At 44.9% G+C, this 22,740-nt stretch carries 21 protein-coding genes; 4 read left to right on the top strand and 17 right to left on the bottom strand.

All coding sequences use genetic code 11. The features are described from left to right. Positions 1–13: 13 nt before the first annotated feature. From MMA19_RS10190 to MMA19_RS10135, 12 genes are all read right to left on the bottom strand, one after another. A complete protein-coding gene (locus tag MMA19_RS10190) occupies positions 14–1,444 on the bottom strand; it encodes a GNVR domain-containing protein (protein WP_198558041.1) in 1,431 nt (476 codons plus the stop codon). Next, entirely contained in the window at positions 1,441–2,562 is a 1,122-nt protein-coding gene (locus MMA19_RS10185; RefSeq protein WP_240206127.1) for a glycosyltransferase family 1 protein, read from the bottom strand. Before MMA19_RS10185 ends, MMA19_RS10190 begins: the two co-directional genes overlap by 4 nt. A gap of 37 nt (positions 2,563–2,599) precedes the next feature. After that, on the bottom strand, positions 2,600–3,334 hold the full coding sequence (locus tag MMA19_RS10180) for an acyltransferase (protein WP_006074401.1): 735 nt from the start codon (positions 3,332–3,334) through the stop codon (positions 2,600–2,602). A 105-nt stretch (positions 3,335–3,439) separates the two neighbouring features. Continuing rightward, positions 3,440–4,828 (bottom strand): O-antigen ligase family protein, encoded by a 1,389-nt coding sequence (locus MMA19_RS10175; protein WP_240206126.1) that lies wholly within the window; start codon positions 4,826–4,828, stop codon positions 3,440–3,442. 60 nt (positions 4,829–4,888) lie between these two features. Further along, complete coding sequence (locus MMA19_RS10170; protein ID WP_240206125.1) at positions 4,889–6,025, bottom strand: glycosyltransferase; 1,137 nt, start codon at positions 6,023–6,025, stop codon at positions 4,889–4,891. Between the two features lie 201 nt (positions 6,026–6,226). After that, entirely contained in the window at positions 6,227–7,288 is a 1,062-nt protein-coding gene (locus MMA19_RS10165) for a glycosyltransferase family 4 protein (protein ID WP_240206124.1), read from the bottom strand. Then, a complete protein-coding gene (locus MMA19_RS10160) occupies positions 7,278–8,765 on the bottom strand; it encodes a sigma-54 dependent transcriptional regulator (protein ID WP_240206123.1) in 1,488 nt (495 codons plus the stop codon). Before MMA19_RS10160 ends, MMA19_RS10165 begins: the two co-directional genes overlap by 11 nt. Before the next feature lie 112 nt (positions 8,766–8,877). Next, a complete protein-coding gene (locus MMA19_RS10155; RefSeq protein ID WP_236109448.1) occupies positions 8,878–9,594 on the bottom strand; it encodes a CpsD/CapB family tyrosine-protein kinase in 717 nt (238 codons plus the stop codon). Next, a complete protein-coding gene (locus MMA19_RS10150; RefSeq protein WP_240206122.1) occupies positions 9,594–11,696 on the bottom strand; it encodes an SLBB domain-containing protein in 2,103 nt (700 codons plus the stop codon). Before MMA19_RS10150 ends, MMA19_RS10155 begins: the two co-directional genes overlap by 1 nt. After that, positions 11,696–12,523, bottom strand: coding sequence for an OmpA family protein (locus tag MMA19_RS10145; protein ID WP_006074408.1), 828 nt, complete (start codon positions 12,521–12,523; stop codon positions 11,696–11,698). The genes MMA19_RS10150 and MMA19_RS10145 overlap by 1 nt, the downstream gene beginning before the upstream one ends. A gap of 43 nt (positions 12,524–12,566) precedes the next feature. Then, on the bottom strand, positions 12,567–12,899 hold the full coding sequence (locus MMA19_RS10140; RefSeq protein ID WP_006074409.1) for an STAS domain-containing protein: 333 nt from the start codon (positions 12,897–12,899) through the stop codon (positions 12,567–12,569). Positions 12,900–13,066: 167 nt separating this feature from the next. After that, positions 13,067–15,283 carry a YgiQ family radical SAM protein gene (locus tag MMA19_RS10135; RefSeq protein WP_240206121.1) on the bottom strand — a complete coding sequence of 739 codons (2,217 nt, stop codon included), beginning with the start codon at positions 15,281–15,283 and terminating at the stop codon, positions 13,067–13,069. Between the two features lie 152 nt (positions 15,284–15,435). Here MMA19_RS10135 and MMA19_RS10130 point away from each other — a divergent pair, with 152 nt between their 5' ends. Both MMA19_RS10130 and MMA19_RS10125 read left to right on the top strand, forming a co-directional pair. Continuing rightward, entirely contained in the window at positions 15,436–16,119 is a 684-nt protein-coding gene (locus MMA19_RS10130) for a hypothetical protein (RefSeq protein ID WP_240206120.1), read from the top strand. Positions 16,120–16,196: 77 nt separating this feature from the next. Further along, the gene (locus tag MMA19_RS10125) at positions 16,197–16,397 is read left to right on the top strand and encodes a DUF4250 domain-containing protein (RefSeq protein ID WP_006074412.1); all 201 of its coding nucleotides are present in this window, start codon (positions 16,197–16,199) and stop codon (positions 16,395–16,397) included. Between the two features lie 81 nt (positions 16,398–16,478). Here MMA19_RS10125 and MMA19_RS10120 read toward each other — a convergent pair whose 3' ends face one another. The 4 genes from MMA19_RS10120 to MMA19_RS10105 form a co-directional block, all read right to left on the bottom strand. Continuing rightward, positions 16,479–16,967 (bottom strand): YchJ family metal-binding protein, encoded by a 489-nt coding sequence (locus MMA19_RS10120; protein WP_124939954.1) that lies wholly within the window; start codon positions 16,965–16,967, stop codon positions 16,479–16,481. Positions 16,968–16,979: 12 nt separating this feature from the next. Continuing rightward, positions 16,980–18,212, bottom strand: a complete 1,233-nt coding sequence (locus tag MMA19_RS10115) for an HDOD domain-containing protein (RefSeq protein WP_164491465.1) — start codon at positions 18,210–18,212, stop codon at positions 16,980–16,982. A 98-nt stretch (positions 18,213–18,310) separates the two neighbouring features. Next, positions 18,311–19,036, bottom strand: a complete 726-nt coding sequence (lpxH, locus tag MMA19_RS10110) for a UDP-2,3-diacylglucosamine diphosphatase (RefSeq protein ID WP_240206119.1) — start codon at positions 19,034–19,036, stop codon at positions 18,311–18,313. A gap of 37 nt (positions 19,037–19,073) precedes the next feature. After that, positions 19,074–19,568 carry a peptidylprolyl isomerase gene (locus MMA19_RS10105; protein WP_006074416.1) on the bottom strand — a complete coding sequence of 165 codons (495 nt, stop codon included), beginning with the start codon at positions 19,566–19,568 and terminating at the stop codon, positions 19,074–19,076. 241 nt (positions 19,569–19,809) lie between these two features. Between MMA19_RS10105 and cysS the strand changes: the two genes are divergently transcribed. Together cysS and MMA19_RS10095 are read left to right on the top strand one after the other, a co-directional pair. Further along, entirely contained in the window at positions 19,810–21,192 is a 1,383-nt protein-coding gene (gene cysS / locus MMA19_RS10100) for a cysteine--tRNA ligase (RefSeq protein ID WP_038225968.1), read from the top strand. A gap of 59 nt (positions 21,193–21,251) precedes the next feature. Further along, complete coding sequence (locus MMA19_RS10095; RefSeq protein WP_006075116.1) at positions 21,252–21,830, top strand: thymidine kinase; 579 nt, start codon at positions 21,252–21,254, stop codon at positions 21,828–21,830. Between the two features lie 66 nt (positions 21,831–21,896). Here the strand turns inward: MMA19_RS10095 and MMA19_RS10090 are convergent, their stop codons facing one another. Then, a complete protein-coding gene (locus tag MMA19_RS10090) occupies positions 21,897–22,739 on the bottom strand; it encodes an NAD-dependent epimerase/dehydratase family protein (RefSeq protein ID WP_240206118.1) in 843 nt (280 codons plus the stop codon). Position 22,740 lies beyond the last annotated feature (1 nt).

Here is a 22,740-nt window from a genome sequence, read left to right as displayed (position 1 = left end):
TTCATTCTGAATATCATTCGGCGGCAATCTTAGGAATAGCAGTGATCAAAGGCACACCGGATATTTGAGTGAGTTGATCCCTACGGCGTATAGTTGTATCAAAGAGCTCAAGAACAATTGCCATACCTATGCCCAGAACAAGTCCAGCGATAACACCAACAGCCGCAAATACGGTTGGCGTGAAATTCGTTGGTGAACTGGGTGTATAAGGGAGATCGATGATTTTGACTCGTTTATTTTGCTCAAACACACCTAATGAACCGGTCAATTGTGCCATTTCGTAACGTTCCACTAGTTCATCGTAGAGTTGTCTTTTAAGACTGACATCACGTTGTAGCTTCAATAATTGTTTGGCATTACTACCGTAACTTTGGGCGTTGACGGTGAGCTCATCAATCATAGACTGCAAGCTATTAGTCTCTTGCTTGAGTGATTCGTACCGACCTCGAACAAGTTGGAGGCTGTGAAGCTGGGTAATTAGAAGTGGCTGAATATCGCCTACATCGCTAACTGAAGTCACACTGGCAATATCCCACAGTTGGTCGCTGTTGAGTTCGGGTTGCTCAGACTGAAGTAATTGGTTGCGCTCTTTCTCTAGCCTACTAAGTTCTCTAAGTTTGGCCTGCACGGCACTGTGGGTATCAGTGTATTTTGCTTTAAGTAAGGTTAACGCGCTTCGAGTTTCAATGATCTGTTCTTCCAATTTGCCGACTATCGGGTTGGTTTTGGAGAGTTGCTGATCAAGCGAGCCTAGGCTTTGTTCTACGCCAGATAGCTCAGCTTGTTTTTCCGCCAAAGTTTGCTTAAGCGAGGCTAGTCGGCTCAGATTCTCATTTTGCATTTCAGGTGTCGCTGAAGAGTGTTGGTTGTAATAATCGGCTAACGCTTGTTCGGCGTTTTCTAGCTCTTGTTTGCGTTTCTTAATATGGATAGTCAGAAATTCACTGGAATCTCTGATCGATGAGCGTTCAGGTGCCAAAAGTTCTTCGACAAAGTGAACACTTACTGATTCTAGCAGCGCCTTCATGCCCTCTGGTGAGGATGAGGAGTGTTCAATTTTTATGAAGTCTTTGCCTAATTGAGTAACGGTTAGGTTGGCAGAAAGCTCAGCGATAATTTGATCTTTTTGAGATGCGGTCATGGAGTCATTAATAAGGCTTAGGTCACTTGCAACTGACAACAGCACGTGTCGGCTGTTGAGGAGAGTTTTAAGTGCTGACAGACGATCTTTGAGCATGGTCGAGACGGCAATATCTTCAAGGAACGGATTCATTTTGGCGGTTTCTTGAATCAGCATGCTGGTATGCGATTTATATTTCAGAGGAGTCAAGACGCCAATAGCATAAGCGACAAACGGCATGATCAAGATTGGCATTGCTATCGCATAACGACGCCTCCACGCTGCCGTTAAGATAGCTAAAAGCCTCAGCTTTAGCTCACTCATAAGGCCTCCAAATAGCGCTCTAGTACTTGAGTTCTTTGTTCCCAGCTCTCGCTGTCGACTAGACCTTCAGGAAGCTTAGTCGATTGCTTTGCCGCTGACTCAAGCGCTTTTATCATTTCGCCAACATTTTGAATCACGATGACATGTTCACGGTAGGGCTTAAGTGCCGGAAATTCGGTAGTAATAACCGGTCTTCTTGCGGCTAAATACTCTTTCAGCTTAAGAGGGTTGCACGCACTAATTTGTGCGTTTAAGACGAATGGCAGCAAACTGACGGTCCAGTGCTGGCTGTAACATGCGAGTTGCGCATGAGGCTTGGGTCCCAGATAAAAGACGTTGTCGGCCTGTACAATTGGAAACTGTTCTAGTTCGAGTTGACCAATAAATACGAAATCCCAATGCGGCATGGCACTTATCACCTGATTAAGGAGATCATAATCTAGCCAATTAGAAAGACTGCCATAGAAGCCAGCAATTGGACGTCCTCTGTTTGGTAAGTCATTGGCGCGCTTGGTAGGCTGGGAGAAGCGCTGACAATCCACACCATGAGTTAGCAAGCGAGTTTTCCTTTCCGGGAATTTTCTCAGAAGCTTTTCGCTTGCCGTAATGACCATATCAGCCTCTTGAACCAGATGACGTTCATGCTGCAATACCGTGTCATGATCAACTCCTGCGAGCGCTCCAAAATCGTCACCGCAGTAGTAGACAATAGGTAGATTACCTAATCGTTGGCAGACGTCAGCAGCGGTGGGTAATGAACTCCAAATAATGGGATTGTTGAGTTTTAGTCTTTTAATAACGGGAACCAACTGTGACTCCATCAAGGCTGCTGCCAGCTTTCTAGACCATGTTGAACGAGGCGCTGGAATCGTCATCAGGTTTACAATAGTAATAGTCTCTGGTACTGGCTCGGATTCGAGTTTCAGTTGTTTGGACTTATCACGTCGGAGTAGCTTGTTTAGTGCTCGGGCCGCATCGTGTTTAGTAAACTTGGGTTGACGTAAACCAATGGAATTTATCCAGAGTACTTTCCGCTGACTGGCAAGGCGCTTGACGAGATGCTGAGTGCTAGAAGGCAAGGCACCATAGTCTTCTCCGAATACAATCAAATCTCTCATAACATAATCCTTGTTATTCAGTAACGGCCAATTAGCGCTATATCGTCTGATCGATATGTCTAACAACTTTCGCAGGGCATCCAGCGGCGATAACATTGGCGGGTAAATCGTTAGTCACGACGCTACCTGCAGCGACGATGGTTCCCTGTCCAATTGTCACGCCAGTTTGCACGGTTACTCCTGTCGCTAGCCAAACGTCTTGCTCTAGGACAATGCTTCCAATGCGATGATCTTCATCGGGTGCACCTTCTGCTCTTTGGCGTGCATTGAGCGGATGTCCTGAGTAACCAAATAATTGACAACGTCCCGCGATTCTCACGTTGTCTTGAATTTCAACTTTTTCGGCAACAGCGATAGTGACCTGCCAACCTATATCAACATTGCTACCGACGATAAGTTCTGGATGTATTGCAGGGTTAGGGTGAGGTGTAGTTCGAGCGCTAAAAGTGGTGTGTCCTGACACTCGGCAGTCATTGCCTAATTCAATTTTCAGGGGACCAGTGACAAGTGGCAATCCGCTGTAAAGATAGAGTGAGTGACCACATTTCGATACGCGCCCTTTAAATGCAGGCGTGTATACAAGTAGTCGAGATAGTGTTTCGATTCCATTTCGCAAAATAGTTAATAACGCATAGAGCGCTTTGTTATAAAACGATGGCGTGGGAATGCCTGTCGCACGCGCTCTTTTCAAAATGACAAAAAGGTTTCTCATTTTGGGGTTTGGATGAGACCGAAGCCAATTTTTGAAATCGAATGACGAAGTAGTATTCATTTTGACATTCCTTCTCATTATTCTGAGTCGTAGATTTTAGGATACTAGAAGGGGTAACAAGAAATGCGCCAATAATTATAGTTATATTAATCAAAGGGTTGTCGTCTACCTATGTTCTGGGCTTTCGCACTTCTCAAATTGCGAAGCAATTTGTGACACTGCGATGGTCAGTGCAGCGAGAATATAAATCGGCCATACGAAGCCTTGAGTGAGAAAAGTACCGGATACAAAGGTGCCTATAAGGCCACTGTATACTGCCAGTGCCATTGAGCGCAGATAAGGTGGGATATCCGCTCTACCATCTATGAAAGTGAGCGTTTGCCTAGCACACTTCAAAAGCTGATAAATGAAAAGTAAGAAAACAATAAGCCCAATAAAGCCAGTCTCGGCTAACACGCCAAACCAAGTACTGTGAACAGCGTGGTTTAATCCATCCCAATGAGGACTGTAGAAGAAATAGTTATAGTAAAAGTTATCCAGTCCAACACCTAAGACAGGGTTGTCTAGTGCCATTTTATAGGCAGCTTCCCACGCATAGATCCTGCCCATTGCAGATTCATCAATCCCTTCTTCCGCAGCTCCTCCAGAGGCTCGTCCGGATATGCCAGCTAATGAGTAGAGCGCAAGAGCACCGATAACACCTAAAAAGGCAAATAGAGTCTTTGATGGAATGATGCGCCAAGCGTAGAACCCCAGCACCGCAAGTGACCCTAACAATCCTCCTCGGCTTTGAGTTGCGACAATTGCAAAAAACAGAACCGCAGAAGTTAGGAGCGACAGGGCTCGAAATGACCACCCGATTCCTTTCGTCGTCATAGTGGCGACAGTAAATGCAAGAGGAAACAGCAGCACTAAGGCAAGATCATTTGGGTCGCCAAGCATAGAGCCGAAATTTCGACCAATAGTGACCCTTGAGCCTTCGACTAAACCAATACCATTAGCGGAGTTATAGAGTGCAACACAACTTACAACAAGCCCCGAAATAACAATCAGAAATGAAAAACGTGATAGCTCTTTGGGAGAGGTAATCAACCATGACACGGCCAATGTCATGATAATTATTTTGACGTAAGTGCCACTAAACATCGCGATGGCAACGCTTCTATTCGCGGCAAACACGACTCCTATAATGACAATCCCCCAAAATATAAACAGCCATCGGTAAACCGGATGCCAGTAAAGCTGTATTTTTCCACTAATTAAGGTATGCCAAAGTAACGCGGACAGGGCGGCAGCCGAGAGCATTAACGGAATTTTCAATGGATAGAGTGCGGGAAAAACTTCATGAATTCGGAAAAAAGAAAATACGATAAATAGCGTTACCAACCAAAAGGTCTGACTCAAAACAACCAATATAGCGATTGGAATTAGTCCGATAGCCAGACCCACAATAGGGTGGGGTACCAATGCCCATATAAGGCCTACCAGAGCGCACAACGTAACACTCAGTAGTGTATGTTTAGAGTGGTTAGAAGAAGGAGTGGCGGTATTCATCGCCATACCTTGCTTACAACGACATCTAGCCCATTCCAATTGGAATCGTGCGCATCGACGCTAGTCATGACTAAGCTCCAACTCAAGAATGGAATTGCATGTAGCGAGTACGTAAGTAGTGATTGGGCGATAACTCTTCTCAGCATCGTAACACTGAGCAACCTTCATCGCTTCGACGGCAATCGCATCCCTTGAGAAGGGGTCTTTGTAACAATGGTGGAGAACTTTTGCGAGAGAACTGGGTTCATTGCCATTATATTTCAGACAGCTGTAACCGTCTGATAACACTCGACCCCAATATCCATTGTCCCTCGGAATAATAGGGCACATGCCCGCAGCCATCGCTTCTAAAATTAACAGGTTAGCCGATTCATCAGGCGCAGTTGATACAAAAATACTGCATTGCTGTCTTATTTCATCGATATTTCGCCAGCCCTGATACCAATGTAGCCCTTTAATTGGGCGGGGGATAGAGGTGCTTTTATCAGCTGATTTCAGTAATGATCGAGAGTAGTAACAGATATCTCCGTCAATAGGCCGAGGAACTTGTGCCACCGCAGTTAAGAGGTGCTCGATATGATCTTGATTAAGGTCTCCTGCCCAGAAAATTCTCGAGTCTGCGGTTTTTCTTACGGTTGGCCAATCAGCGATTGTGATACCACTTTGGAAGCTTTGCCAGTTTTCATCTTTCAACGTGTTGTTTTGTTGTAGCAGATGTCTGTTTAATTCTTCAGTACCAGCTAGGTAGAAAACTTTCGTGGCTTTGGTTAGGCACCACAGGTTTGTGGCAGAGTCATAGAGTTTTGAATAAACCAAGTGAACGAGCGCATAGCCCCAACACACTCTCAGCCAGTAGACTGGGAGGGCCATTTGAGGCTGAGAAAACGATAGCATCACATGCACCTTTGGGAGTGTTGTTAAGAAGTAGAGACAGTAACAAAGCTGGCAGAAGCTTTTGAACCAATCAGTAATTGATAACCGCTTTTTAGAGTCAATAGGGAAAGGGAGTGAGTATATCTGCAACGGGATTTCGTAGTCTTTCAGTCGTGTCCAATGACTGGCTTTCGCGGCTAAGACGCTTATCTGCACACTTTCATTACCGAGCTGACGCAGCAAAGAGTGCAACGCTAAAGTATCGTTGTCTTTAGTGGAATAAGCATCGAAGACTACAATATGTTTTTGGCATTGTTTGGTCATATCTAAGGCCTGATTGAGATGAATAACTATCTCGAGGGATAGCTCATCAATTTGCGTAATAGATATGTTTAGAGCAAGTAAGATGCCACGTTACTAACTCTTTATATTACAAATAGTTAAGGATAAAACTCTTCAGGTGCGCTTGTACTTGATAATGGAATTCTCAATATAGGAATCACAATGACAGCTTAATGATAGGTGTTACTGGGTTACGGCATCGCCAAAACCATAAATGGAGAGTACTTGGGGAATGATGACTTTGGTGGAGTAGTTCTGTTCTATCGTTTGTTGCGCGTTACGCTTTACTTGCGCTTTTTCAGCGGGGGAGAGTGAAAACCAGTGCTTTAGCGCGTCATACATCTCCTGGTTACTGTCAACGATCCATCCATTGATCCCCGAGTCTATCATGCTAGGCAGTTCGCCCAGTTTAAAGCTAATAAGTGGAATGCCACGAGACATCGCCTCTAACGCAGCCATGGGCAGCCCTTCATACTTCGAGGTGATGAGTAATACATCGATGTCAGGCCATACACGGGCCATCTCTTTTTGGTGGCCATGGAAAGTGACGTTAGGTGAATTGTGTTGTTTTAACTCTAGCTCCATATCACCAGAGCCATAAACATGAAAGGCATTGCGAGGAAACCGATTTGCGATATCTAGAAAAGTGTCAGGGCCTTTTTCTGGACTTAATCGCCCTACGAACGCTACGTTTTGATTTGTGGATTCAAGAAACTCAGTTTGTGGGACAAAGTTATTGACCAGTACACTAGAATAAGGAACTTTGCCTTGGATCGCGCGACTTACACAAATCCGCTTATGACTGACTATGGCACTGACTCGATCTACAGCGTCGTACCAGCGAACTTTTCCGATCGGTGTTTCACCAGCATGAAAAGTCGATACTATGTTAATTGCAGATGTCGCGCCGCAAAGGCGAGATAAGCGAAGTAGTATGTTCGCTTTGTAGCCATGTGCATGAATAACAGTGGGTTTTTGGTTTTGCGAAGCCGCTTTGTCAATGGCTTTGTTTAGCCTCAGCCAAATAGAGTGTTGCGGATAGTCGACATCCAATATAGTGGTATCAATATTAGCGGTTTGAAGCTGCGCAATGAGTGGCGGCGTAGGTTTATGCGACGTTAAAAATACAACTTTTACGTTTTGCTTGAAGGCAATCAAGCCTTTTGCTAGCTCAAGGACGTGCGTCTCTATACCGCCAAAAGTACTACTGTCTAACAGTAGCCAAACCCGCTTGCTACGAGGCACTGTCTTCTGCCTCCCAAGCTTGTTTTTTTCGGTAGACAGTGGATGGGCTTAACTCTAGAAGCACGGCCGCATTGAGCACATTGCCATCACAAAAATCGATAGCCTGCTGTATGGTTTCTCGCTCAACCTGCCACATAGGACGAATGTTAGGTGTTCTAGGCTCAGTATCGCTGTCAGGCTGAGGTTGCACGGCGGCCATTTGGACCGTCTCTACCATATTGTGGTCAACGGTGTTTTCTGGCGTTGGATGTTGTACCACTGAGAGCAGACTTTGTGGGGGGCTAGGACGAACAACTGTTGCTGGTCTTGTTTGGACCATTTCGGCGGGCAGATGATTAACGCCCAAAGATTTGTCATCGTTAAGAACCACAATGTTACGTATTACGTTTTGCAACTGTCGAACGTTCCCAGGCCAGTCATATCGTTTGAGATAACGCTGTGCTTCTTTGGAAATGGATTCAAAACGGCGTTTATCTTGCTTCGCGTAACCTTTCAAGAAGTGTTCTGCCAGAGTGACGATGTCACGGTCTCGCTCACGCAGTGGCGGCATATGAATTGGAACTACATGCACGCGATAATAAAGGTCTTCACGGAAACGACCTTCTTTTACTTCAGCTAATGGGTCACGGTTCGTCGCGCAAATAATGCGAACATCTACTTTTTGTTCTTTGGTTGCGCCTAGTGGTGTAAACGTGCCAGTTTGCAAAAAGCGCAGAAGTTTCTTCTGCATTTCTAAGTCCATTTCGCACAATTCGTCCAGGAACAAAGTACCGCCGTGTGCAAGTGACGCAGCGCCCTTACGATCCGTTGTCGCCCCTGTAAATGCGCCTTTGACATGTCCAAAAACTTCGCTTTCCATTAAATCTTTAGGAATAGCGCCACAGTTTATGGCAATAAAAGGCTGCTCTCGACGTTCGCTTTCGTTGTGAATGGCGTTGGCGCAAACCTCTTTACCGGTGCCACTTTCACCAATAATAAACACGCTGGCGTTGGTATCCGCTACTGCATCGATAATTTTGTAAACACCTTGCATGGGAATACTGGCGCCAATGAAATCATGAAATCGTTCACGTTCCATCTGCTGTTGAATATCATCGAGCATAGTTTCCAATTGAACTTGCTTTAGATGTATGTTGACGGACGTTTTTAAGCGGTCAGCTCGAATTGGTTTTTCAAGGAAGTCTTTCGCGCCTTTTTGAATAAGCTTGACGGCAGTATCTACACTGCCATGTGCGGTAGCGACGATAACCGGAATCTGCAGGTTTTTTTCTTCCATCCATTCAAGGATCTCGTCTCCCTGCATATCGGGCAATTGCAGATCTAGGATTATCAATGAAGGCAAGGTTCGTTCTAACAGACGCTTTGCTTCCGCGCCGGTAGCCACATGCAATAATTCGTAGGGCTCGTTCTGCAAAAACTGTTTATAAAGTACTGCGAGTGAAGAAGAGTCTTCAATAAGGAGCACTTTCGGTGTCATATTTACTTCCTTGTTTAATATCACTGCTGATTAAAGGATAGTACAAATAACGACGATTTTTAGTAAATTACTGTCTAACGCGCTGAATATAAAGAATTTGCGCAAAAGAGTGTCAAATAGGCAACGACAGGAATCTATTGCTGATCACTTTCTTCTTAGCCCACGATGTTATTTTGGAAGGTAACCAACCCAGACGATCAATCTCGCGGCAAATCTCACTTGCTAGTGAAGGTTGATCCCGGTAGTTAAGTACGGTTCCCAATAAGTGGGTGTGGGTACCTTCTTGTAATGCCTGAACTGCATCGGCTACTTGGTTGGTGAGCGTGACCCCGCTTAGCACAACCAAATAAGTACCATCACATGCGTTAGCGACACAGTGTGCTGGGATGTTGTTTTGATTAACGTTGAGGATAGGTGACGTATCAATAACCACTCGATCGTATTGAGTTAGCCATTCCGCAACTTGTTGCCTTAAGTTGGTTGGGTCCTTATACAACAAACGAGTTCGTGGGTCGCTAGGTGCGGATACCCCAAGAAACACTTTTGGGGAGTTTTTATCTTGCACCCAGTGGCTGTTCTTCGGCGTGAGTTCTGATGAAAGAGAGGGAACATCAGACAGTTCTATGCTCATCAGACTTGGGTGGTATAGATTGAGGTCGACCAACAGTGTTTTATGACCAGCAAGAAGGTAGCGCTCAGTCAAAGCTTGCGCTATCGAAGAGGTGCCTTCTTGGCTGTTGCAGGCTGTAATACTGATTGAGCGGCATTGCTTCAATTCTGCATTGAGATAAAGCTCTTCAATTTCAGCATGAGTCGCGGGAATAGACATTATAGCGCTCCTATTACAGCGATCGTCGAGACGATCCTGAAGATATCGGTTAAGCCCAGTCGAGCTTGTTCTGCAAAGCTATTACGGCGGTCCGGGATATAAATAGTATCGCCTGCGCGAATCACGGGTAACATTTTGATATCAGCAGTTTTACTGAACTCCACCAGATCAAAGGTTCTTGCTTGTCCTTGGCAGCAAGACATGTTGACGACGCTAATCTTCTCTACATAAGCTCTATCACTTGGTCCTCCTGCCTCTGCTAAAACGTCAAGAATTGTCATATTGTCGTTAAACACGTATCGTCCGGGGTTATTGACAGCACCTAATATGCGAATGGTTTTCTCTTTAGGCGTATCTAACCAGTTACGGTTTTTCTCTGGGACATAAATCGTATCTCCGCGCTTAACCAGTGGAATAATGGACTCATCACCGGTCTCAAAGTAAAGCGAGAGATTGAGCTTGCTTACTTTCGAATAAGGCTTGTCTCGGTGAGTCACGCGAATGTTGTGAATGTCCGCGTCTTTAGTTGGTCCGTCTGCCGCAGATAAAATATCAAGAAAATGCATATCGTCCGTGAATCGATAACGGCCCGGAGCATTGACTTGGCCGAACACGTAGATGGAGGCATCGGAGCTTTGTCTTACCCACTGAGCTTTGTTATCTGATGGATCTTGTGGTAAATCATGAACACGGACAATAGCGCCAGCTGAAATGTAAGGCAGCTCTGATTGAGGAGCCCCTCGTTTTATGAAGGCATCAAGATCAAATACCACCATTTTGTTGCCGTTAGCGACTTCGATTTTTGAGGTGTCTGCGCGGCCGCTTGGACCTCCAACATGCGCCAGCAAGTCCATCAGATCCATTTCATCTGACCATTCAATTCGACCAGGTCGAACTACTTCACCGATTACGTTGACTGCTCGGTCTGGGGATACTTTAAGCCACGATTTCTCGTTGATATCGGTTTTCTCTGGTACAAAGATAGCGTCACCAGGCTCTATTTTTGGTGCTTGACTGCCTTTTAGACCTTCGGTGTACGCTGTCATATCAAAAGGGACTACTCGGCCATCGGACTTTATTACACGAATCTGTCTAGACTCTGCAAATCGTGTTGGGCCTCCGGCATTTGCAAGGATATCCATAAAGGTCGCGCCTTTTTTGCCTTCAAAAGCACCGGGAGCGGCTACTTCACCCATGACATACACGGTATTGGAGCCGGATTTAATTTCCTCTTCTTGTTTGGGTACAAAAATGGTCGCTCCGGCTTGCAGAGGAGGTAACAAGGAAACATCACCACTGTCTAAATAGCGTTTTAAGTTGAATAGTGTAGGGGTGTTATTGCTGATTACTCGAATTTGCTCCACGCTCGCATAACGCGTAACGCCGCCTGCTCGCATCAGCACGTCTACTAGGTCGCTATTCGATTTATAGGAGAAGGAGCCAGGTGCATTCACTTCACCAAATACTTTAATGGCTTGGCGTGAGTCGGCACTATCACCCGAATCAGCAAGTTTAGCCGGGTCAAACTCTTGTTCAATATTACCGACTAATGGGGAAGCTGGTACAAATAAGGTGTCCAAAGATTGCAGGGCTGGGAGGTTTTTGTCATCACCAGTATCAAGGAATCGCTTGTAGTCGAATTCCTGTCTATCTGCCCCTCGTTTTAACAACATTTTGTTTAACTGGGCTCCGGAGCGCAGTCCGCCAGCGGCGTGCAATGCCATTTGGACATTTGAGTTGTAGGGAAGCGTATATTCTCCTGGTGAGGCAACATAGCCCTGTACTGAAATTAGAATTTGCCGTTCTGCGACATAAACTTGGACGTTTGAGGTGTCTCGAAAAACTTTATCAAGCGCACCTTTAACCGCCGTGGTGAGCTGTTCTTCGTTATAGCCAGCAACGAATACAGGGCCTACTTCTGGTAGTGTAATTCGACCGCGTTTATCAACCTGAAATCCCCTATTTAAGCTCGATTCGCCAGGCAAATCGACTTGAATGAGGTCGCCGACTTGTACCTGCTTCTCGTTAGCTAGGGAAAGTGATGCAAATAAGGCGAAGAGAACAGTTACGCATAGTAGTACTATTGCTTTAGCTTGGTTCATCACAACGCTCCTTGTGTGGCATTGCTATTTTTATCCGCGATGACTTCAATGCTGACTCTTCGGTTGGTAAGTCGAACTCCCGGGCTGTCACCCTCGTAGAGAGGCAGTTCTTCACCAAGTGAGTGTGTTTCGATACGACCAGGAGCTAGGCCAAATATAGTTAGGTAGCGCTTAACTTGCTGCGCACGTCCTTTCGCAATCTTTTCATTGTATTCGGTACCTCCGGTAGCATCGGCGTGTCCGGTAACAGAAAGGCGAATGGTAGGATGTTGTTTAAGGATATTTGCTGCTTCCGCGAGATGACCCATGTATTTGGGATTAACTTCGACAGAGTTATACGCGAACTGGTTATCGACATTAAGAAGTTGGTAGACACGCTTAACCACTTGCATTAGATCATCAAAATCCTTGCCTTTAAGAGGGGGCGCACATGTCGCCTCATTCAATACGTAGTCGAGACGCAGCTCCAAATCATTGAGCTTTTTACGTTGAATGACGATGTCGTTAGCAGCGTCAATCCATAGGCCGCCCTCTAACTCTCTTGCGATGCGATTTTGTTTTTCTTGTGCCTGAAGAACGGCAGCGGGGAAGCACCATTGTGCCCCTTCTTCAATCAAGGAATCTAGGTGCAGCGCGGCTAGCTTCCAGTCAAATCGCAAACCGTGCTCAGGTCCCAAGGGTTCATCTGGCATCACTGGTGAAAAATCAGAACCTGCATAGTTCTCGGCAATACCACCTGTTCCCTCATCTGGGTAGCTTGTACAAGCTAAAAGGAGATATGCCGAGAGACAGGTAATGCATAGCTTTACACCCGTTTTTACGTCCATGTAGTTACCACCTATTCTGCCAACAAATTAGTATAATTATGTGTTACAGGTATTCGTTACTCGCATGCGTGTTCACAGGAATTGCCTGACCAATTCGAAGCAACTGTATGATTTGTAGCGGTTGTCCCGTTACGTTCTCTAATCGCATTTTGCGTTCGCGTTCAACTAGACGCTTATATAGATAAACAATAGCACCGATGCCTGAAGAATCCATAAAGCGGACTTGACTTAGGTCAACCTCTATCTCTTGGTGCCAATCATTGTGGATAATGTCATCGATTTGAGGCTGTGCTTCACGGCTTCCTCGAGCATCAAAATCACCATACAGTTCTAGTTTCAAAGTGTGGTTGTTGGTCTCTGCTCTTAGTAGTTCCATCTTGCTGTCCTTATCAAGGGGAGTGTGTTTCGAGTAACAGAGCACGGACTGTGCCAAACTTATAAATATCAATAATTCAATGGCTTATTTGCATGCAATAGGGTCTGTCGCAAAATAAAAAAAGCGCTTCTCAAATTGAGAGGCGCTTTTTTATATTGACGTTAGGCTTAACGAGGTCGTCGTTTAGGGCTTCTGGATGGTTTTCCATTGCCAGATGGTTGCCCAGACTTTTTCTTAGGTTTCGAACCTTTACCTGAATTTCTTTGGCTGTCAGTTCTGATATCTGGTTGACCTTTAGTATGTTTGGTCGCGAATCTGTTTGCACCGTGTCGACCTGACTTTCTTCGTTGGGCTGGCGTCTTAGCATCAAGATCTTCTGCAGGGACTAAACAGCCCGGTTTGTCACCGATCAAGTACTGCTTGCCCATGCTCGTTAATGCTTCTCGGAGCAAAGGCCAGTTTGCTGGGTCATGATAACGTAACAGCGCTTTATGCAACCGACGTTGACGATCTCCTTTAGCAACAGGCACATCCTCACGTTTTTTATACTTCACACGCTTGAGTGGGTTGGTCTCTGAGTAATACATTGATGTGGCATTACACATCGGCGATGGATAGAAGTTCTGAACCTGATCACATTCGTAGTTGTTCTTTTTCAACCACAACGCGAGGTTCAACATATCTTCATCTTCAGTGCCTGGATGCGCAGAGATAAAGTAAGGAATGAGGTATTGTTTTTTACCAGCCTCTTCACTGTACTTTTGGAACATCTCCTTGAAACGGTCGTAAGTTCCCATACCCGGTTTCATCATTAAGTCGAGTGGATTCTTCTCGGTATGCTCAGGAGCAATCTTCAAATAACCACCGACGTGATGCGTAACAAGCTCTTTCACATATTCCGGTGATTCTATTGCCAAGTCGTAGCGGACACCCGATGCAATCATCACCTTTTTGACCCCTTTAACTTTGCGAGCTGCACGATAAAGGTCAATAGTGTGTTTGTGGTCAGTATTGAGCTTGTTACAGATGCCAGGGAAGACGCAAGAAGGACGACGACAGTTGGCTTCTGCTTTTGGATCTGAACAGCCAAGACGATACATGTTAGCTGTTGGACCACCTAGATCAGAAATCGTACCCGTGAAGCCTGGAACTTTATCGCGAATCTCTTCAAGTTCGTTAAGAATTGAGTCTTGCGAACGGTTTTGAATAATGCGGCCTTCATGCTCAGTAATCGAACAGAATGAGCAGCCACCAAAACAGCCACGCATGATGTTCACAGAAGTCTTGATCATGTCATAGGCAGGAATCTTGGCCTTACCGTACATAGGATGTGGTACACGTGCATAAGGTAGACCGAATACGTAATCCATCTCTTCGGTAGAAAGTGGGATTGGTGCTTGGTTTACCCAAAGCTCACGATTACCGTGCTTTTGAATCAAAGCACGCCCCGAATAAGGGTTTGTTTCCAGATGCATGACACGACTGGCGTGCGCGTACAAAATACGGTCGTTGTTAAGCTTCTCGTACGGTGGCAGTCTCACTGCGGTTGTTTTTGCATCATGACGAGAAGGGCGAATCGTAATTGGCTTAGCTTCAGGCTCTTTCTTTTGTGTATCGCAATTTGATTCTACTTCGTACGGGTTTTGAGGCACGAACGCTTTACCCGGCTTTTCAATGCGAGAAGAATCAATAATCGTGTAGTTTTCTGGTTCTGCAGGAAGATTAACAGCAGTCCCGCGAATATTGGTCATGTTGCTAATAGTTTCTCCATCAGCAAGACGGTGTGCGACCTCAACTAAGGCACGCTCGGCATTACCAAACAGCAAAATATCCGCTTTAGCATCAAATAACACAGAGCGGCGAACTTTATCAGACCAATAATCATAGTGCGCAATTCGGCGCAAACTCGCTTCGATACCACCCAATACAATGGGTGTCTCTTTATAAGCTTCACGACAACGCTGAGAATAAACAAGTGTTGCACGATCGGGTCTTTTTCCACCTTCGTTATTCGGCGTGTACGCGTCATCGTGACGTAGCTTACGATCGGCAGTATAGCGGTTTATCATCGAGTCCATGTTACCTGCAGTAATACCGAAAAACAGATTCGGTTGACCAAGCTTCATGAAGTCATTTTTGTTGCTCCAATCTGGTTGGGCAATAATGCCAACGCGAAAGCCTTGCGCTTCTAACAAACGTCCGATGATCGCCATACCAAAACTAGGGTGGTCGACGTAGGCATCACCAGTAACAATGATGATGTCGCAGCTGTCCCAACCAAGGGCATCCATTTCTTTTCTGCTGGTTGGCAGAAAACGAGCCACACCGAAGCACTCTGCCCAGTATTTTTTATGCTCATGGATTGGGGAAACGTCGTTGTACATATTTTAACCTCTAGTTTTGGAGGCGGGCATTATATACCCCTACGTTGATGACTTCAAAGCCCAAAGAAATTGTGGTTTTTCAATGTGAATAGCATTCGAGGGTTACCTGATATATTATCAGCGCCATCAATTACCATTTTGAATGTCAAACCATGATTACCGCTGTTTTAACCCTTCTAGCGCCTGCTTTAACGGTAGCTCTGCTTATCCTGACCCTAATACTGGCAAAAGGTGATATTTGCCCTGGTCAACGCGGACGTATCCACAAGTTGTTTCCAGCTATCGGAATTTTGTGGTTAGCAATCGCATCATTAAAGGTTGAGGCGTTTCTTGTGGTATTCGCGGTGTTTTACTTCTATTCCCAAGTTAAAACTGGCAAAACGCGAGAGAAAGGCCCTTTTTGGGTAGTGCATTTAGCCAATGGTTTCAGTATTGCGTTTGCGGGTATCATTGTTGCTCAACAGCCAAATTTAGCTCAGTCTCTTTCTCTAGTCTGTTCTGGCCTACTACTAGGTACGGCTTTTGCTCACCTGCTTTTGACTATCGCGAGAACCCGCTTACAGGCGTTTCATCGTATTTTGCCTGTCTCAGGGGTGATCTTTTCAATGCTTCTTGCGGTGAGCTTTGTCGTAAATGCTTACCAGTGGGAACCAGAAATCGTGACTCAATACACGTCTGCTGTGGTTAGTTCATTGGTGATGCTGATGGTCGGAATAGTTATCTGGAGTTGGCACATCATTCGTCATAGCACGCCAACCAAAGGTCAATTGACGATCGCTTTTCTTAGTTTAATGGTTACTAACGTCGGGTTGTTGCAACTCTATTGGCTGGCGTAATCTGCCACTTAGGTCACTTTCTATTTTACTAAATAAGGCTAGTCTTTAAAGGCTAGCCTTATTTATGGAGTACGATTATGGATTTAAGTAACGTGAGCCGTTTTGATAGCATTATCTTATTGGGCATCGTTAATGAAAAGCTTCGCTTAGAATGTGATTCGTTCGAAGAGCTTGTTAGCATGTACGAAATGGATGTAGAAGGGGTCGTTGGCAAGCTAGATATGCTGGGCTATCAATATGATCCTTTAACCAATCAGTTTAAAGCGTATGAACGCTAACTCTAGTTCAGCGGTCGGTCGTAGCGAATCCAATGTATGAAATAAGGGAAAGTGAGTTGATTCGCTTTCCCTTATGATCCTCTATCCGCAGCACTTTTTGTATTTCTTGCCGCTGCCACACACGCATGGATCGTTTCTGCCGACCTTGAGCGCTTGCGTGGTGAGTGGGCGAGGCGGAATAGAATCGTCTAACTCGCCATCGATGTAATACCATTGATCGTCTTCAAAAATGAAGCGAGATCGTTCGGTAAGACAATATTCAAAGCCGTCCTCTTCAAGATAAGCTTCAAAAGACACGAAACCTTCATGCTCATTCGTTCCGCTCTCAGTACCAGTAACCTTGAGCTTGGTCCAATTGCTATTAATTGAATCAGCGATTGAACTGCGTTCGGCTTCGGCATCGCAGCTAGGGTGATAGGTGGCGACAACAAAGTCGACATTTTTTGTCTTATGAGCACTAAACCGAGCGCGCATAAGCTGTTCAGGCTTGTTCGCCTTGCGAACGTCTTGGTGTATTGGTAGGCAGCACGACTCAAACGGTGCATCGTTACCGCAATAGCATGATGTCATAAAAAATCCAAGTTAAGCGTGGGTGTGATATTCCGTTTCGATCGCTAATAGATCTTCGGTCCATTTGATGGCTTCATCGTAATACTTAGCTAACATCTCGTCATTAAGAGCAAGTTTATCTCTGCAGGCAATCACCGTCGTCCAGTCTGCCGCTTCATAAGCTTTCACCAAGGTTAAGAGTTTTCCAAGTGTGCCTTGTTTGGTCACAAGGGCACTTTTAACCAGATTATCAATTGGCATCTTTTGAACCAACTCTTCTAGAGGTTGATCGAATAACGAGTCAAGTAATGAGAACATGCCAGTCAGAAAACCCAATCCATCATCCAAGTTGGTGTTCATATCATTAAGCAATAATTCACAAAAACGGGCGCGCTGAATCGATAAGCTATATAAGCTGTCAGGCTTATCGTCTTGCGTTGAAGTGATTGCGACTAACGAAATGAACTTTCTCAGGCGATCTTCGCCGAGATAGACCAGAGCTTGTTTAAATGACTTTATCTCTGCTCGTATCAGGTAAGAGGCGTTAACAAATGTGAGCAGCTTATATGAAAGCGTGACATCTAGAGAGATAAGTCGCTCAAGCTCATCATAATTGATATTTGGGTTTGAAATCTCTTTACAAAGCTGAACTACAGTCAAAAAGGAAGGTTTGATCTGTTTTCTTCTTATCAGCTGAGGACGGCTAAAAAAGTAGCCCTGAAACTGGGTGAAACCAACTTGCTTTGCGAGTTCAAACTCTTCATAGGTTTCAACCTTTTCCGCAAGAAACACGATGTTTTGATCCTTGAGGCGCTCGATCAAAGTCTCAGCTTTCGACAAAGAATATTGGCGAATGTCGATCTTGATAATCGAAGTATACGGCAAGAATGGTAGCCATTCTTTACGTGGCACAAAGTCATCAAGTGCAATGGTATAGCCTGCTTTCGACATCTTCTTTATCGCGGCGAGGAGTTCCGCAGTGGGCTCGCAACTCTCTAAGATTTCGATCACCAAGTTATCTTTAGGGAATAGAGTAGGGACCAAATTCACTAAACTCTGGTACGGAAAGTTAACAAAACCTAGCTTATCACCAATAGTACTATAGTGAGTTGCAAGGAAGTGCTCAGAAAGGAGACGGTTTGTCGCCAGTTCTGGATCGATATCTGGAAAGGTATTGTTCGGCCCGTCTCTAAATAGCAACTCATAGCCAACAGTCTTCTGTTCGCTATTTAAAATGGGTTGCCGAGCAATGTAGGAGTATTTCAAATTTTGCATCGTGATCTCAAAAACGTTGGACTATCTTAACGTTTTATTGCAGTCCTTGACTAATTATATGTCGAATTTTCTGCGGTTTGGCTCATGCTTTAAGCAAAACGGCGTACTTCTAAATGTTGCGACTCTGGTGTACAAACCAAAACAGATCCTTGTTGGTACCAGTCACCAAGTACGATGCGTGTGTAAGGCTTGTTATCAACCTCGAATTGGTGAATATTAGGTCGGTGTGTATGACCATGAATCATCAAGTCGGTTCCGCATTGTTTCATCAGTGTTTCCACTTCTGATTGAGTGACATCCATGATATCGAGCGATTTTTGCGCCTTTACATCACGAATATCACCTTGGATTTTATTTACGACATGCTGTCTTGTAAAGAATGGAAGCCGATTAAATATCCACTGCAGCCAAGGCATATGAACCTTGGCTCTGAATGCTTGATACTTGTGATCTTCAGTGCATAACGTATCGCCGTGAAGGATCACGGTTTTGCGACCATAAAGATCGATCACGCTATGTTCATCGAGTAGTTTTATCCCTGTTTCTTTGCAAAAACGTCTGTTAAGCAAAAAATCACGATTTCCCTGGATGAAATAGCAGGAGACACCTGATTGAGTGAGAGTTTTGAATTCGGCTTTGATCGCTTGAGCAAAATCAGAGGGGTCATCATCGCCAATCCAAAATTCAAACAGATCGCCTAACACATAGAGTGCTTCTGCGTGAACTGCTTCTTCGCGCATAAACTTAACGAAACAATCCGTTATTTGGGGCTGAGAGGGAGAAAGATGAAGGTCGGAAATAAATAGTGTAGTCATAGTTGAGTTAGGGAGGGCAATGCCCTCCCTCGAACGATTATTCGTGAATCGTAGTACCAGTAATGATGACTTCTTCTAGTGGTACGTCTTGGTGCATACCCATAGAACCTGTGCTCACGCCTTTGATCTTGTTGACGATGTCCATGCCTTCAACAACTTCACCAAATACACAGTAACCCCAACCATCTAGGCTTTCTGAGCGGAAGTCTAAGAAAGTGTTGTCGTTTACGTTGATGAAGAATTGAGAACTAGCAGAATGCGGTTCCATTGTACGAGCCATTGCTAAAGTGCCTACTTTGTTGCTCAGGCCATTGTTAGCTTCGTTTTTAATTGGCGCGCGAGTTGCCTTTTCTTTAAGGCCAGACGTCATGCCGCCACCTTGAATCATGAAACCATCGATAACACGGTGAAATAGTGTGTTGTCGTAAAAACCATCGCGGCAGTACTGAGCAAAGTTAGCACTCGTTTCTGGTGCTTTTTCTTCATTTAGCTGAATCTTAACGTCGCCGAAATTAGTATGAAGGGTGATCATGATGAATACCTATTCTGTGTTTTTTATGTTAGAGACAACGATTCTAGCCTAACTGCTGTCACAAGCAAACGTCGAAATCCGGTTATCTGGCATTAATGAGCTCGTTTTTATGCTGACTCGATTGGAGTTAGCTCATTCTTCACGCAAAATGCAAGATTTATTCGCTTAATGACTCCATTATGACAAGGATTATGGTTATAATCGCCGTTACTTTTTAAACGTAATAATCCAGATAGAGATCATGTTAAAAATATACAACACACTGACGAGACAAAAAGAGGAATTCAAACCTATCCATGCGGGCAAAGTCGGCATGTATGTCTGTGGGGTCACTATTTACGATCTCTGTCATATCGGCCATGGTCGTACTTTTGTATCTTTCGATGTGGTTTCACGTTACCTTCGTTACGTTGGTTACGATTTGAAATTCGTGCGTAATATCACCGATATCGATGATAAAATTATCAAACGTGCTAACGAAAATGGTGAATCGTGCGAGTCGTTGACTGAACGCCTGATCGGTGAAATGCACGCGGACTTTGATGCGTTAAATATGAAGCGTCCAGATGTGGAGCCTCGCGCTACTGAATTCATTGCGGAAATCATTGAGCTGGTTGAAAAACTGATCGAACGTGGCTTTGCCTACGTTGCTGATAACGGTGACGTTATGTTTGAAGTATCGAAGTTCGATGAATACGGTAAGCTTTCAAAGCAAGATCTTGACCAACTTCAAGCAGGTGCTCGTGTTGATGTTGAGAGCGCTAAGCGCAGTCCACTGGATTTCGTACTTTGGAAGATGTCTAAGCCAGGTGAGCCTACTTGGGAATCGCCATGGGGACCAGGACGTCCTGGTTGGCATATTGAATGCTCGGCAATGAACTCATCGATTCTAGGTAATCATTTTGACATTCATGGTGGTGGTTCAGACCTTCAATTCCCACACCATGAAAATGAAATTGCTCAATCTTGCTGCGCACACGACACACAATACGTGAACACTTGGATGCACAGCGGTATGGTGATGGTTGATAAAGAGAAAATGTCTAAGTCTCTTGGCAACTTCTTTACGATTCGCGATGTGTTGGATCATTACGATCCAGAGACGGTTCGCTATTTCTTAATGTCAGGTCACTACCGTAGTCAACTGAACTACAGTGAAGACAACTTAAATCAAGCTCGTTCAGCACTTGAGCGTCTATACACTTCACTTCGTGGTTTGGATTTAGATGCAGAACCAACGGGTGGCGAAGAGTACGTGACTCGCTTTACCGCAGCCATGAACGATGATTTCAACACACCTGAAGCGTACTCAGTGCTATTTGATATGGCACGTGAAATCAACCGTCTGAAAACGGTGGATTTAGGTCAGGCGAGCCAACTTGGTGCGCTAATGCGTGAATTGGCTGATGTTATCGGTATCCTTCATCAGGATCCAGAAGCTTTCTTGAAAGGTGATGCAGGCGATAACGATGAGGTGGCTGAAATTGAAGCTTTGATTAAGCTACGTAACGACTCTCGTGCATCTAAAGATTGGGCGAATGCTGACATGGCACGCGACAAGCTGACGGAAATGGGCATTGTTCTAGAAGATGGTCCTGAAGGTACGACGTGGCGTCGTAAGTAATTTCTCGTAGCCCTTGCATGCAAGGGCTTCTTTTTAAGTTTTGAATTTGGTGTATCACTTTGGCTCAGATGTACTTCTATTACTCAGCAATGAATGCGGGTAAGTCGACAACTCTTCTTCAGTCTTCTTTCAATTACCAAGAGCGAGGAATGAATCCTCTAATCTTCACTGCCGCACTTGATGATCGCTATGGCATTGGTAAGGTTAGCTCACGTATTGGGCTTCAGTCCGAAGCGCAGCTTTTCCAGCCAGACTCCAATTTGTTTGATGAAATTGCAACGCTGAATGCCGAGACTAAACGACACTGTATCCTCATTGATGAATGTCAGTTCTTGTCAAAGGAACAAGTTTATCAACTTACAGAAGTGGTTGATAAACTGAATATTCCAGTTCTTTGCTACGGTCTGAGAACAGACTTTTTGGGTGAGTTATTTGAAGGCAGTAAACACCTACTGGCCTGGGCGGATAAATTAGTTGAGCTAAAGACAATTTGCCACTGTGGTCGTAAAGCCAATATGGTAATCCGAACCGATGAAGACGGTAAAGCTATCGCAGAAGGTGACCAAGTAGCGATTGGTGGTAATGATAAATATGTCTCAGTTTGCCGTCAGCATTATAAAGAAGCGCTGGGCAAGTAAAGCACATAATGAAAGTAAAAAAGGAAGCATAATGCTTCCTTTTTTTGTAGTGGACTATTCAGTAATCTATAGCGCATCAAGCGTATGATGGTATTTGAAGTGATAACCCAGACCTTGCAGTTTTTCACTAGAGATGGTTTTGTCTGGCTCTGAGTTCACTAAATTCAACGAGGTATCTAAACCTACCGAACGCAACGCAGCACGATAAAAGGTCACTTTGTCGCAGGTCTCTGGTGTGGTGGCGTTTACCACGCTCGCATCCACATGTTCTAAACAAAAAATAATTGCTCCAACAGCGTCGTCAAGGTGCAGCATATTGGCGGATGCTAGATCACTCACAGTCTTGAGTTTCGAGGCAAATCGAGATGGATGACGATTTGGACCAAACAAACCACTGCAACGCACGATGACATAATCTAAAGTCGAGTTTCTAACGTGTTCTTCTGCAGTGAGCATAATAATAGACTTAGCGCTAAAGTCTTCTCTGCCTTTTGCTATCGGTAGCCTAGCCATATCTTCGGTCATGATTTCGGCTCGTTCTGGATAAACAGAGCTAGAGCTAATCATGATGATCTTTTCCACACCAATTCGTTTTGCCACTTGAACAAGCTGAGCCCATTGAGAAGCGTAAAGCGCACCACCTCCTTGTCTAAAGCCAGGAGGAAAGCAGCCAATAATCACATTTATCTGCTTCTTGATGAGTTGATCTGTTAGTGTCAGCTCCTCTTCTTCTGAACGGATAGCATTCAGATCCAAGCAGAGGCTATCCACGCCAGCTTGGGAGATTTCAGCTACGCCTTCAACGCTGGTTCTTGTTGCTATAACCTTATAGCCTCGGCTCTGCAAAGCATGGGCCAGCGGTAGGCCAAGCCAACCTGCCCCTACGACGAGTATTTGCTTTTCTGTCATG

Source organism: Vibrio sp. CyArs1, assembly GCF_022432925.1.
Classification (GTDB): Bacteria; Pseudomonadota; Gammaproteobacteria; order Enterobacterales; family Vibrionaceae; genus Vibrio; species Vibrio mediterranei.
Note: the sequence above shows the minus strand (reverse complement) of the source record. Positions and strands in the feature narration are given on the sequence as shown.